Source organism: Streptomyces sp. NPDC020807, from assembly GCF_040641575.1.
Classification (GTDB): Bacteria; Actinomycetota; Actinomycetes; order Streptomycetales; family Streptomycetaceae; genus Streptomyces.
The window spans coordinates 135,590-149,065 of record NZ_JBFADU010000007.1 but is presented as its reverse complement, the minus strand read 5'-3'; the positions used below and the strand labels follow the sequence as shown (position 1 = coordinate 149,065).

The following is a 13,476-nucleotide window of genomic DNA, read 5'->3' as shown; positions in this document are numbered from 1 at the left end:
GACGGCCTCCGGTCAGGTGGGCGGACGGGCACACGGCCCCTCGAACGCCGACCAGACTTCCCGGCACACCGGCATCGTGAGTCTTGATGCGTTGTTCACACCCTAGCCGCCGGGCGCGGGACCGACCAGGGTGCCGATGCGGCGACGGCGACGTCCGAGGACGACGGTGACAGCCAAGGACGACGGTGACAGACAAGGGTGCCGGCGACAGCCAGGGGTGCCGGCGACACCGAAGGGCGACGGCGGCGTCACGAACGGCGTGGCACCCTTGATCCCCGCGCGTCACGGACCCACCAGGGCGCTTTCAGGCACGAGGGAGGGACGACCGTGGCGGACAGGCAGCCGTCCGAGGAGTACCTGGAGGGGTACGACGAGATCCTGGCGAGCGTCTGCGGGACCCGGCGCGGGCTCAGCCGCGAGGAACGGGAGACCCTGCGGTCGCTCGGGGAGCGGGCGGCCGAGAGCGGAGTCGGGCTGCGGACGCTGGTCCGTTCCCAGCTGTCCGCCGCACGGCGGGTTCTCCGGGGGCTGCCCGATTCCGCCGCCGGGCACCTCCTCGGCGCCGTCGAACAGGCCCTCGACGCCTTCGCGGAGGGCCACGAGCGGGCTCAGGTGCTGGCGATCCGTCAGGAAGAGGCGGCGCGGCGGGAGTTCGTCGACGACCTGCTGTACGGCCGCAGCGATCTCGGGCGGATAGCCGAGCGCGCCGAACGTTTCGGCCTGCTCCTCGCGCACGCCCACGCCGTGGCGGTCGCCGAGGGCCCCGAGCCGTACGACGACGGCTACTCGGTCTCGCGGGCCGTGGAGTCCTCGTTGTTCGCCCGCTTCGGCAACCGGCGGCTCCTCCTCACCACCAAGGACGGGCGGCTGATCTGCATCGCGCCCGCCGACGAGCCCGAGGTGCTGGCCCACTTCGCCAAGCGGGCGCACGCCGCCACCGACGGCGGCCGGGTCGCGGTCGGCCGGGCGCATCCGGGCGCCGGCGGCGTCGTCCACTCCTACGAGGAAGCCCTCAACGCCCTCGACCTCGCCGGCCGCATGGGTCTGGAGGAGCCGGTCCTGTACGCCTCCGACCTCCTCGTCTACCCCGTTCTCACCCGCGACCGGCAGGCGATGGCCGACCTCGTCCGGACCGTGCTGGGCCCGCTCAAGGAGGCGCGCGGCGGCGCGAAGCCCCTTCTGGAGACCCTGACCGCCTACTTCGACAGCGGTTGCGTCACCGCGCAGGCGGCCCGGCACCTCAGTCTCAGCGTGCGGGCCATGACGTACCGGCTCGACAGGATCCACCGGCTGACCGGCGCCGACCCGGGCGATCCCGTCCAGCGCTACACCCTGCAGACGGCCGTCATCGGCGCCCGGCTGCTGGGCTGGCCCGACCAGGAGCTGTGACCCCTCCGCCTCCGCGGGCACGTGGGGCACGTGGGGCAGGCAGGGCAGGCAGGGCACGCAGGCGGCATTAAGAGCGCATAAAGATTGCCGGAACCAGGCAGTGAACGAGGTCACCCCATCGTGGAAACATCCTGTGACAACGGCAGGAGCAGCACGGGGCGGGTGGCGTACATGGGATGGTTTCTCGGTCTCGGCATCGCGGGTCTCGTCCTGCTCGTCCTGTCGCTGGTCTTCGACGGGGTGCTGGAGAGCGTCCTCGACTCGATCGGCGGGGGGCTGGACGGGTTCCTGTCGTTGCCGGTGATCGCCGGGTTCGTGTCCGCGCTCGGATTCACGGGCGCGATCGTCCTGGGGACCACCGGAGCGGGGGCGGGGGTCGCCGTCGGTGCGGGCGTGGTGGCGGGGGGCGCGGTGGGGTGGGCGACCTGGCGGTTCGGCCGGGCACTCCTCCGCGACGACGCCGCGGCCGCACCGCGGGGCGAGGAACTGGCCGGTACGAGCGGTGCGGTGGTGACCGCGATCCCCTCGGGCGGCTACGGCGAGGTCCTGTTGTACCTCGCGGGCCAGCCGGTGAAGTTCGCGGCGAAGGCCGACGTACCCGTGGCACGCGGCGCCGAGGTGTGGGTGGACTCCGTGCTCTCGCCGACAGCCGTCTCCGTCCGCCCGGTCGAGCGCTGACCGGCCGCCCCGCTCTCTTTCCGTTGTCGTCCTGAACGAAGGGGGTTTCGTCATGAGCCCTGTCCTCACCGCTGTGGTGGGCATCGTCGTACTCGTCGTGCTGCTCGCCCTCACCGTCATCACCCGCTACAAGGTCGCCGGGCCCAGCGAGGCGTTCATCATCACGGGCCGGCGCGGCAAGCAGGCCACGGATCCCGCCACCGGCCGCGTGTTCACCGACAACAGCGGTCAGAAGGTCGTGGTCGGCGGCGGCGTCTTCGTCGTCCCCTTCGTCCAGCAGAAGTTCACGCTCGACCTGTCCAGCCGGCACATCCCCGTCGCCGTGCGCGGCGCGGTCACCCTGCGCGGGGTGAAGGCCAACCTGGAGGGCGTGGCGATCGTCAAGGTCGGCGGCACCGAGGACTCGATCCGGGCGGCGGCTCAGCGGTTCCTGATGCAGCAGGACGGCATCGTCGGCTTCACGCAGGAGGTCCTGTCCGGCGCGCTGCGCTCCATCGTGGGCCGCATGTCGGTGGAGGACATCATCCGCGACCGGGCCGCGTTCGCCGGCCAGGTCGCGGAGGAGGCCGAGGCCAGCCTGTCCGGGCAGGGCCTGGTCCTGGACGCCTTCCAGATCCAGGACATCACCACCGAGGGCTCGTACCTGGAGGACCTCGGCAGGCCGGAGGCCGCCCGCGCCAAGCAGGAGGCCGACATCGCCGAGGCCGTCGCCCGCCGCGCCGCCGAACAGGCCCGGCTGAAGGCGGAGGAGGAGATCGCCGTCGCGCAGCGCACCCTGTACCTGAAGCAGGCCGAGATCAAGGCCCAGACCGACGAGGCCGCAGCCCAGGCCAACGCGGCGGGGCCGCTCGCCGAGGCCGCGCGCCAGCAGGACATCCTCTCCGAGCAGGAGAAGGTCGCGGCCCGCCAGGCGGCGCTGACGGACCGCCAGCTCGACACCCAGGTCCGCAAGCCCGCCGACGCCGCCCGCTACCAGGCCGAGCAGGAGGCCGAGGCCCGCCGCATCGCCCGCGTCAAGCAGGCCGAGGCCGAGCGACTGGCCGCGATCGCCGCCGCCGAGGCCGAGGCCGAGCGGGCCCGGCTGACCGGTGAGGGCGAGAAGCAGCGCCGCCAGGCGCTCGCGGAGGCCGAGGCGATCGAGGGCGCCAAGCGCGGCGAGGCGGAGCGCGCACGACGGGCGGCCATCGCGGAGGCGGTACGGCTGGAGGGCGACGCCGAGGCCGGCGCGATCGCCGCGAAGGGCACCGCCGAGGCCGAGGCCATGCACAAGCGGGCCGACGCCTTCGAGAGGTACGGCGACGCGGCCGTCCTCCAGATGCTCGTCGAGGTCCTTCCGCAGGTCGTCGCGAAGGCGTCCGAACCGCTGGCCGCCGTCGACAAGATGACGGTCATCTCCACCGACGGCGCGAGCCGGCTGACCCGTACGGTCACGGACAACGTCACCCAGGGCATGGAGCTCCTCTCCTCCACGACGGGCGTCGACCTCGCCGCCGTGCTCCAGGGCTTCACGCAGAAGAAGCCGGTCCCCGGCCAGGCGCAGCCCGTGGGGTCGGGCGACGGGGCGATCGAGATCACCGACTGACCGGGGCCGCCGCACGGATGTCAGCCGCCGGGCCCGGCCACGGTCCCGGCGGCTGAATCCGCACATCGAACGGGGGGCACATGACGGCGTTACCGCACCAGGGGAGCCCTCGCGACGGCGGCCACATGGTCGTCTGCGGCGACGACGGGCTGGCCCGCCGGCTCGCGGTCGAGCTGCGGGAGGTCTACCGGCAGCGGGTGATCCTCGTGGTCCCCGCCGACGCGGCGGCGGAGGAACAGACCGCCGCGCCAGGTGCGTCGAGCGGGAGCGCCGTCCCTCCCGTACGCGTGGACACCGCGGGCAGCCCCACGCCGGCGGTGCTGCTCCGGGCCCGGGTGAACGGGGCCGCCGCCCTCGCCCTGCTGTACGAGGACGACGAGACGAACCTCCGGGCCGCCCTCGCGGCGCGCAGGCTCGACCCGGGACTGCGGCTCGTCGTCCGCATGTACAACCGCAGGCTCGGCCACCACCTGGAGGAACTCCTCGACCAGGCCGCCCTGGTGGCCGGACGCGGCGCCGACCGGGCAGCCCTGGAGGCGTCCACCACCGTCCTGTCCGACGCGGACACGGCCGCGCCGGCGCTCGTGGCGACCGCGATCGCCGGCACCCACAAGGTCGTCCAGGCAGACGGGCTGCTCCTCCGTTCCGCCGAACGCCCGGCCCCGGGAAGGGGGGAGGTGGCGGATCCCGGGCTGTGCACGCTCGCGCTGCTGTCCTCGACGACCACCGACCCGGCCGGTTCCGAGGGTTCGGACGCCAGCGGCGCGCGGGGCCCGGAACTCCTGCCCGACGACAGGACCGCGGCGGGATCGACCGGTCGTGGCAGCGTCGTCCTCGAAGCCCTCCGCCGTACCGGCCCGGCCCTGCCGCCGCGCCGGCTCGCCCGGCGCGGCGCCCCGCTGGGCGAGGTGTTCTCCGCCCGGCTGCGCCGGTCACTCGCCGGGATCGTCGGCGCGGTCCTCGCCCTCACCGCCACCACGGCCGTGCTGACCGACGCCGACCCCGTCCACGCCGCCTACCTGACCCTGCTCGACCTGTTCTCCATCAACGACCCGGCGCTGGAGGAGTCGCCCACGCGGCAGGTGCTCCAGCTGCTGTCCGGGCTCACCGGTCTCGCGCTGCTCCCGCTGCTCGTCGCCGGCGCCCTGGAGGCGCTCGGCACCTTCCGCACGAGCGGGGCCCTGCGCCGCCCGCCGCGGGGGCTGTCGGGGCACATCGTGCTGCTCGGGCTGGGCAAGGTCGGCGCCCGGGTCCTCGCCCGGCTCCAGGAACTCGACGTCCCCGTCGTCTGCGTCGAACAGGACCCCGACGCCCGCGGCGTCCCGCTCGCCCGCGACCTCGGCGTCCCGGTCGTCCTCGGCGACGCCACCGAGGACGGCGTGCTCGACGCGGCCCGTATCCGCCGGGCGGACGCCCTGCTCGCCCTCACCAGCTCCGACACCACCAACCTGGAGGTCACCCTCGTCGCCCGCGCGCTCAGGAACGACCTCCGCGTCGCGCTCCGGCTGTACGACGACGACTTCGCGACCGCCGTCTACCGCACGCTGCGCTCGGCCCATCCCGATGCCCTCACCCGCAGCCGCAGCGTCTCCCACCTCGCCGCACCGGCCTTCGCCGGGGCGATGATGGGCCGCCAGATCCTCGGTGCCGTCCCCGTCGAACGCAAGGTGCTGCTCTTCGCCGCCGTCTTCGTCGCCGGACACCCGCAGCTGGAGGGCCGTACCGTCGCCGAGTCCTTCCGGCCCGGCGCTTGGCGCGTCCTCGCCCTCGACACCGCCTCCCCCGGAGCACGCCGCCCCGACCTGGCCTCCTCCCACCAGGAGGGCGACGCACCGCAGCTCCTGTGGGACCTCCACCCCGGCTACGTCCTGCGCCCCGAGGACCGCGTCGTCATCGCCGCGACCCGCCGCGGCCTCGCGGAACTGCTCGCCCCGTCCCCCGGGAGGCACCGCGCCCCGGACACGCCACCGGGGTGACCGGGCGAGGCGCGGCCCGTCCGGACGGACGGACGGACGTCACGCTCGCGGGAGGCCCGCCCCGTGACGGACAATCCTTGTGGGGGCCGGTACGAAGCCACCGACCGCAGGGATCGCCATGTCCGACCTTCCGGCAGCAGCCGAGCTGACCCGGGTCTTCCTCGTCGACGACCACGAGGTCGTCCGGCGGGGCCTCCGCGACCTGATCGACGACGAGCCGGACCTGCGGGTGGTCGGTGAGGCGTCCACCGCCGAGCAGGCCGTCGCCCGGGGGCCCGCGCTGCGGCCGGACGTCGCGGTGCTCGACGTACGGCTGCCGGACGGCGACGGGATCACCGTCTGCCGGGAGCTGCGCTCCCGGATGCCCGGGCTGGCCTGTCTGATGCTCACCTCGTTCGACGACGAGGACGCCCTGCTCGACGCGATCGTCGCGGGGGCGTCGGGGTACGTCCTCAAGCAGATCAACGGGTCCGACCTCGTGTCGGCGGTTCGGACCGTGGCCTCGGGGCAGTCGATGCTGGATCCCGCCACCACCGCGCGGCTGATGCGTTCGCTGCGCGCCCCGGAGGCGGCGAGGCCACCGGAGGACGAACGCCTCGCCGTCCTGTCCGAGCGGGAGCGGTCCGTGCTCGACCTGATCGGCGAGGGACTCACCAACCGGCAGATCGCCAAGCGGCTGTACCTGTCGGAGAAGACCGTCAAGAACCACATCTCGCGGCTGCTCGGCAAGCTCGGTGTGGAACGCCGTGTGCAGGCCGCCGTCATCGCCGCGCAGGCGCACGAGCACGACCAGCGGGGCGAGGCCGGGCGCGCACGCGGGCACGACGGCACCACGAGGTAGTCGGCCTCACGCACGCTCGTCCGGACCGGGGATCCGCCACTCCACCACCGTGCCGCCACCCGTTTCCTCCCTCGCCCGGACCGACAGGGTGCCGCCCAGCCGTTCCGCCCTTTCGCGGAGGTTCCGCAGGCCGCTCCGGGCACCGCCCGGCCGGATGCCGACGCCGTCGTCGCTCACCGTCACCGCCAGGGCCCCGCCGTCGACGACGACGGCGACCTCCGCCCGCCGGGCTCGCGCGTGGCGGGCCACGTTGGTCAGGGCCTCACCGATGACCGCGATCACCTGATCGGCCGCCTGCGCCGACACCTCGGTGTCGAGGAGCCCTTCCATGCGCAGCGCGGGGGTGAACCCGAGCACGGTCGCGGCCTCGTTCACGGCCGTGACCACCCGGTTCCGCAGCTTGGGCACGGCGCCGGGGACCTCGTGTTCCCGCAGCCCGAAGATGGTCGACCTGATGATCTTGATGGTGGCGTCGAGGTCGTCGATCGCCCGGGACAGGCGGTCGACGGCCTCGGGGTGCTCGACGAGCCGACGGGCGCTCTGCAAGGTCATGCCCGTCGCGAAGAGCCGCTGGATCGCCAGGTCGTGGAGGTCGCGGGCGATCCTGTCGCGGTCCTCCAGCAGGCTCACCTGCTCGGCGTCCCTGCGCCGGTCGGCCAGTTCGAGCGCCAGGGCCGCCTGTCCCGCGAAGCCGGGGAGCGCGGTGACCTCCGCGCCGGTGAACGGCGGCCGTCCGTGCCGCCGTGCCAGGATCAGCACCCCGCTGAGTCGCTCCTTGGTGCCGACGGTGACGGCCACCGCCGGTCCGAACCCCTGCCAGCGTTCGGGCCGCACCGTGATGCGCGGCTCCTTCTCGACGTCGGCGACCACGACCAGACCGTCCTGGGAGAGCGCGATCTCGGCCAGCGTTCCCGCGCTGGTCGGCAGGACGACGTCCCGGTGGGCCTCGGCCCCGGCTCCCCGGGCGAGCGAGCCCCGCAGTTCGCCGCCGGCGCCCACCAGGTAGAAGACCCCCATGTCGGCCGCCGCGATGTCGACCGCCTGCTCCAGCATGGCCTCGAGGACCTCGCGCTCCTCCGCGCCGGACAGCAGGGCGCTGGTCAGGTCGGAGCTCGCGGCGAGCCACCGCTGCCTGATCCTTCCCTCCTCGTAGAGGCGGGCGTTGTCGATGGCGATGCCGGCGGCGACGGCGAGGGTCGTCACGACGGCCTCGTCCTCGGCGTCGAAGTCGGACGCTCCGCGCTTCTCGGTGAGGTAGAGGTTGCCGAACACCTCGTCCCGTACCCGGATGGGGACGCCGAGGAACGAGTGCATCGGCGGGTGGTGCGGCGGGAAGCCGTACGAGGCGGGATGGTCGGAAAGCTCGGACAGCCGCAGCGGGCGGGGGTTGCGGATCAGCTCACCGAGCAGGCCGTGCCCCGAGGGCAGCGCGCCGATCCGGCTCCGCAGGTCGTCCCCGATGCCGATGGGGACGAACTCGGAGAGGCTGCTGTCGTCGCCGATCACGCCCAGAGCTCCGTACTCGGCGTCGACGAGGGTGACGGCCGCCTCCACGATGTCGCGGAGGACCTGGGGCAGGTCGAGTTCCCTGCCCACGGCCATCACGGCTTCGAGGAGCCCGTTGAGCCGGTCCCGGGTGCTCCGTACCTCGTCGATGCGCCCCTGGAGCTCGTCGAGCAGCTCGTCGAGACGCAGCCGCGGGAGCCTGCTGTCCTCAGGACCGGGGCTCTCCGGCACCATCTCCACCTCCGGCCACCTCCGGCGGGCGGGCATCGCCGCCGGACCTTCCTTCACGGTAGATCCGGCATGCCGGACGCTCCAGCCGACGACGCGCACCACGGCCACGGGGGTGGTTGCTTCGGCGGCCACCTGGAGACCGACCGACCCGAGCGGCGGCGAGGGGAACCCGCCGAGGCCCCGGTGTCCGGCCTGCGGCGGTCGGGGGCGCGCGGCCCGGCGACGGCGAGACCGTTCGGGCCGCAGGGTGGACCGTTCGGCCCTCGTCGGGCCCCCCGCGCGCGGAGGAGGGTGGTGACGCGGGACGTCGGCGGCCCGGACGCCCGGACAGGAGGCGCGGCGATGAAGCACATGAAGGTCGGCGGTCTGATGACCGACGAGGTGGTCTCCGCCGTCCCCGCGACGTCGTTCCGGGACGTGGCGAAGCTGCTGGCCGAGCACGACATCAGCGGTGTGCCCGTCATGGACGAGGACGACCGCGTCCTCGGGGTCGTCTCCGAGAGCGATCTCCTGTCCCGGCACGCGCTGGTCGCCCGCGACCTCATGACCGCGCCGGCCATCACGGTCCACGCGGAGGAGACGGTGGCGGACGCCGCACGGCTCATGGTGCGTCGCGGAGTGGAGCGGCTCCCCGTGGTGGACGAGGAGGAACGTCTGGTCGGCATCGTGACCCGGCGCGATCTCCTGTGCGTCTACCTCCGCCCGGACGCTGAGATACGGCACCGCGTGCGGGCGGACGTCCTCACGGACGCCATGGACCTGCCGCCCGACGCGGTGGACGTGCACGTCCTCGACGGCGTCGTGACGCTCGCCGGACGCGTGCGGCGACGGAGCCAGGCCCTGGCCCTCGTCGGGCTCGCCGAAAGGGTGGACGGCGTCGTCGCCGTAGTGAACCGCTTGTCCTGCGCGGAGGACGACGCCCGCGTCGCCTCCGCCGGCCGGACCCCGTACGACATCTCCTGGTGACCCACAGACAGGAAGCACCGTGACTACCACCGGACTGTCCCGCTCACTCGTGACGTCGCTGGTCCAGGACGCCGCCACGGCACCCTCGATGCACAACGCGCAGCCCTGGAGGTTCGTTCACCACATGCCCCGCCTGCACCAGGTGCATCGGAGGGGCGACGACGTCATCGCGCTGTACGGGGATCCCCTGCGCGCCATGCCACGACAGGACCCCGACCACCGCGCCCTCCACCTCGGCTGCGGCGCCGCGCTCTTCGGGCTGCGGGTCGCCGCGGCGCACAGGGCCCGCCACGCCGAGGTCCTGCCGTTCCCCTCGCCCGGTGACCCCTGGCACCTGGCAGACGTGCGCATCGGCGCCCCGGAGGACGACGACGCGGCACTCGACGAACTCCACCCCGCCCTGGCGCGCCGGCACACCAGCCGGTTCCCCTTCACCGAGGAGCGGATCCCCGCCGAGGTGCTCGACGGGCTGCGCGCCGCCGCGCTCCTCGAGGGCTGCCGCCTGGTCGTGCCGGGCGACTGGCACGCCGACACCGTCATGGATCTCGTCCACGCCTCCGAACTGTTCGAGGCCGCCGACGAGGCGGTACGCGCGGAGATCGCCTCCTGGACCCGCACGGGCTCCGCGGAGGATCCCGAGACCGGAGACGGCGTCCCCGCGTACGCCTTCGGGCCACGGCAGTACGACGTGACGTCCCCCGTCAGGGACTTCGACTCGCCCCGCCATCTGCCGGGCCGGGACTCCGCGCGCTTCGAGAAGAGCCCGCAGATCGCGCTGCTCGGCACGGTCGGCGACACACCGGAGGACTGGCTGCGGGCCGGACAGGCCATGCAGCGCGTCCTCCTGCGGGCCACCCTCGACGGCCTCGCCACCTCCCTCATGTCGCAGCCGCTGGAGTGGCCCGAACTCCGCTTCGACGCACGGGACCCCGGCTCCGGGATCGGCTACGTCCACATGCTGTTCCGCCTCGGCTACGGCCCTGCCGGGCGCGCCACGCCCCGCCGTCCCGTCTCCGACGTACTCGTCGTCGACTGACGTCCCCGAGGACGCGACCGGCGCGGAAACCGTTCCGAAGGAGGGACGACCATGTCCGAAGCAACGGCGCTCACGTCGCCCGCGCCCCCGCGCCCGGCACTGCTCAGCTTCCTGGGTGGGGTGGGTACGGTCACGGGCAGCAAGTTCCTGGTCGAGAGCGACCATGCGCGGATCCTCGTCGACTGCGGTCTCTTCCAGGGTTTCGCGACCTTGCGGCGTCGCAACTGGGAGCGGTTCGCCCGCGACGCAGCCGACATCGACGCCGTGGTCGTCACCCATGCCCACCTGGACCACTGCGGCTACCTGCCGCGCCTGGTCCGGCAGGGCTTCCGCGGGCCGATCCTCACCAGCGCCCCCACCGCCCGGCTCGCCGCGATCGTGCTCCGCGACAGCGCACGGCTCCAGATGGAGGCGGCCCGGCACGCGAACGAGCACGGCTGGTCCAAGCACCGCCCCGCCAGGCCCCTCTACGACGAATCGGACGTCGAGAAGACCCTGTCGTTCCTCGACCCCGTCGCGATCGGCGACGAAGTGGAGATCACGAACGGGACCAGGCTCAGGTTGCACCACGGCGGCCACATCCTCGGGTCGGCCTGGGCGCACCTGACGCTGGAGGACGGCCACACCCTTGCCGCCTCCGGGGACCTCGGACGCCCCGGGCATCCCCTGCTGCTGCCGCCCGAGCGGTTCAGCGGCGCCGACGTCCTGCTGATGGAGTCCACCTACGGCGACCGGCACCACGAGCGGGAATCCGCGAGGTCGGAGTTCTCCTCCGTGATCGCGCGGACCCTCGCCCGGGGCGGCACCGTCGTCGTCCCCGCCTTCGCCGTCGACCGCACCGAGGTCGTCCTGCACGAGCTGGGCCGGCTGCGCGAGACGGGCGTCCTTCCCCGCTCGGTACCGGTGTACGTGGACAGCCCCATGGCGCTGGCCGCGCTCGACGTGTACCGGGACGCGCTACGGGAACGGTCGGCCGAGCTGCGGCCGGAGGTCCTCGCCCAAGGGGAGGCGGCACTGAGCCCGGCACCGTTCCTCGCCGCCCGTACCGTCCAGGAGTCCGTAGCGATCAACGAGGCCAAGGGTCCCGCCGTCATCGTCTCGTCGGCGGGCATGGCCACCGGCGGGCGCGTGCTGCACCACCTGCGCCGGTTGCTCCCCGATCCCCGGAACACCGTCGTCGTGGTCGGTTTCGCCGCCGCGGGCACGCGGGCCCGGGATCTGGTGGACGGGGCGCGCGCCCTGAAGATGTTCGGCGAGTACGTGCCCGTACGGGCCGAGGTCGCCGACCTCCCCCACTTCTCGGCCCACGCCGACGCCGACCAGATCATCGGCTGGCTGCGCGACGCGCCTCCCCCGCACACCACGTACCTCGTCCACGGCGAACCGGGCGCGTCCGCCGCCCTGCGCGACCGCATCGACCACGAGCTGGGCTGGACGGCCGTGGTCCCCCGCTCGGGCGAGGCCGTCCTGGTCCGCTGACCGACACCCGCCGGGGAGAGAGCCGTGACCGCACGGCTGTTCACCGCCCCGGGGGCCGGTCGGTCCCGGCGGGAACGGGGCCGACCGTCCCGGAAGGGGACCGTTCAGCACTGCCCGGGACCGGCTCCGCGTACCAGGATGGGTGCTGTCGGGGCCGCCGTGCCCCGCGAAGGAGGACCGTCATGCGGCACCGCAGGATCGGTCGGCTGATGACCCGTGACGTGGTGAGCGTCCGCGGGGACGCGCCGTTCAAGGAGATCGTCCGCACGCTCGCGCGGAACCGGGTGACCGCCGCTCCCGTGGTGGACGGCGGCGGCCGGGTGGTGGGGGTCGTGTCGGAGGCGGATCTGCTGCGCAAGACCGCCGACCGGGCCGCCGCACCGGACGGCCTGCCGGCCGTGCCGGACCTGGAGGCGTGGGAGCGGGCCAAGGCCGACGGGACACGGGCGGAGGAGCTGATGTCGGCGCCGGCGGTGTGCGCCCGTCCCGAGTGGACCGTGGCCGAGGCGGCACGTCTCATGGAGGTCCAGAGGGTGAAGCGACTCGTCGTCGTCGACGCCGACGACCACGTGCTGGGCATCGTGAGCCGTCGCGACCTGTTGGGCGTCTTCCTCCGCGAGGACGACGACATCCGCCGGGAGATCGTCGGGGACGTGCTCGGCGACGCGCTCCGCCTCACGCCGGCCGCCGTTGCCGTCGAGGTGCGTGACGGACGCGTGGAGCTCGCCGGGCGAGTGCCGTTCCGCGCCATGCTCCCGACGGTGGAGCACCTGTGCGCCATGGTGGACGGCGTGGTCTCGGTCTCCCGCGCCGGACTCACGTACGACGTCGACGACGGCATCGACGACGGCATCGAACGAGGAGGTGGACGATCATGACGCGGAGCATCGTGGTCGGTCTGGACGGCACGGGGCAGGCGGACGCCGCCGCGGAGTGGGCGGCCCAGGAGGCATCGCTGCGCGGCACCGGAGTGTGTCTGGTGCACGCGCGGGAACCCGTGCCGGCCATCCTCGTACCGTTCCTGACTCCGGAGGCCAAGGAGGCGTGGGCGGAGAGGATGATGGCGCGCGTCGCCGACGACCTGCGCGGACGCCATCCCGGACTGTCGGTGACCACGCGTCTGCTGCTCACGGGGCCCGTGCCGGGGCTCGTCGCCGCGGCCGAGGAGAGCGAGCTGCTGGTCCTCGGCTCCCGGGCGCTCGGCGGGGTGGCCGGCTATCTGGTCGGCTCGGTCGGACTGACGGTCGCCGCCGCGGTCGAGCGGCCCGTCGTGCTGGTACGGGCGGGGGGCGAGGCGCCGGCGCCGAGGGGGCCCGTCGTGGTCGGGGTGGACGTGCGGCAGCCCGTGGACGCCGTCCTGGGTTTCGCGTTCGAGGAAGCCTCCCGGAGGCGCTCCCGGACGGACGTCGTGTACGCGGAACAGCTTCCGCTCTTCGCGGGGCTGGGACCGGCCATGGTCCCGGACGTGCGCGCCGCCGTGGCACCGGAGATCAGGCGTTCGCTCGACGAGCGCCTGGACCCGTGGCGGGCGAAGTTCCCCGACGTCGATGCCGCCCCGCGCGTGGTGATCGGATCGGCGGCCCTCGAACTGGTCGGGGCCGCCGCGGGCGCCTCGCTCGTGGTCGTGGGCCGGCGGTCGCACCGTTCGGCGCTGGGCGCGCACATCGGCAGCGTGGCCCACGCGGTGCTGCACCACAGCCCGGTGCCGGTGGCGGTCGTGCCCCACGACTGACGCCGGTGCCTCACCGTCGGTTCGCGGAGCGACGGACAGCCGAAGGCGTCCCGGACGCCC

11 protein-coding genes are annotated in these 13,476 nt (G+C 73.8%); 10 read left to right on the top strand and 1 reads right to left on the bottom strand.

Translation table 11 applies throughout. The features are described from left to right. Positions 1-327 precede the first annotated feature (327 nt). From AB0G79_RS14295 to AB0G79_RS14275, 5 genes are all read left to right on the top strand, one after another. Positions 328-1,389 carry a helix-turn-helix domain-containing protein gene (locus tag AB0G79_RS14295; protein WP_360805559.1) on the top strand — a complete coding sequence of 354 codons (1,062 nt, stop codon included), beginning with the start codon at positions 328-330 and terminating at the stop codon, positions 1,387-1,389. 171 nt (positions 1,390-1,560) lie between these two features. Continuing rightward, a complete protein-coding gene (locus tag AB0G79_RS14290) occupies positions 1,561-2,067 on the top strand; it encodes a hypothetical protein (RefSeq protein WP_360805556.1) in 507 nt (168 codons plus the stop codon). A 52-nt stretch (positions 2,068-2,119) separates the two neighbouring features. Continuing rightward, entirely contained in the window at positions 2,120-3,649 is a 1,530-nt protein-coding gene (locus AB0G79_RS14285; protein WP_360805553.1) for an SPFH domain-containing protein, read from the top strand. Between the two features lie 125 nt (positions 3,650-3,774). Then, positions 3,775-5,625, top strand: a complete 1,851-nt coding sequence (locus AB0G79_RS14280) for an NAD-binding protein (RefSeq protein WP_360805929.1) — start codon at positions 3,775-3,777, stop codon at positions 5,623-5,625. Positions 5,626-5,743: 118 nt separating this feature from the next. Then, complete coding sequence (locus AB0G79_RS14275) at positions 5,744-6,466, top strand: response regulator transcription factor (protein WP_360805550.1); 723 nt, start codon at positions 5,744-5,746, stop codon at positions 6,464-6,466. Between the two features lie 6 nt (positions 6,467-6,472). Here the strand turns inward: AB0G79_RS14275 and AB0G79_RS14270 are convergent, their stop codons facing one another. Then, positions 6,473-8,206: a GAF domain-containing protein gene (locus AB0G79_RS14270; RefSeq protein ID WP_360805926.1), complete on the bottom strand. Its 1,734-nt coding sequence runs from the start codon at positions 8,204-8,206 to the stop codon at positions 6,473-6,475. Between the two features lie 339 nt (positions 8,207-8,545). Between AB0G79_RS14270 and AB0G79_RS14265 the strand changes: the two genes are divergently transcribed. The 5 genes from AB0G79_RS14265 (at position 8,546) to AB0G79_RS14245 (ending at position 13,416) form a co-directional block, all read left to right on the top strand. Continuing rightward, the gene (locus AB0G79_RS14265) at positions 8,546-9,169 is read left to right on the top strand and encodes a CBS domain-containing protein (RefSeq protein ID WP_360805547.1); all 624 of its coding nucleotides are present in this window, start codon (positions 8,546-8,548) and stop codon (positions 9,167-9,169) included. A 19-nt stretch (positions 9,170-9,188) separates the two neighbouring features. Then, on the top strand, positions 9,189-10,205 hold the full coding sequence (locus AB0G79_RS14260) for a nitroreductase family protein (RefSeq protein ID WP_360805544.1): 1,017 nt from the start codon (positions 9,189-9,191) through the stop codon (positions 10,203-10,205). A 51-nt stretch (positions 10,206-10,256) separates the two neighbouring features. Then, on the top strand, positions 10,257-11,684 hold the full coding sequence (locus AB0G79_RS14255) for an MBL fold metallo-hydrolase (RefSeq protein WP_360805541.1): 1,428 nt from the start codon (positions 10,257-10,259) through the stop codon (positions 11,682-11,684). A gap of 182 nt (positions 11,685-11,866) precedes the next feature. Then, positions 11,867-12,562, top strand: a complete 696-nt coding sequence (locus AB0G79_RS14250; RefSeq protein WP_360805538.1) for a CBS domain-containing protein — start codon at positions 11,867-11,869, stop codon at positions 12,560-12,562. Continuing rightward, positions 12,559-13,416: a universal stress protein gene (locus tag AB0G79_RS14245; RefSeq protein ID WP_360805535.1), complete on the top strand. Its 858-nt coding sequence runs from the start codon at positions 12,559-12,561 to the stop codon at positions 13,414-13,416. The genes AB0G79_RS14250 and AB0G79_RS14245 overlap by 4 nt, the downstream gene beginning before the upstream one ends. Positions 13,417-13,476: the final 60 nt, after the last annotated feature.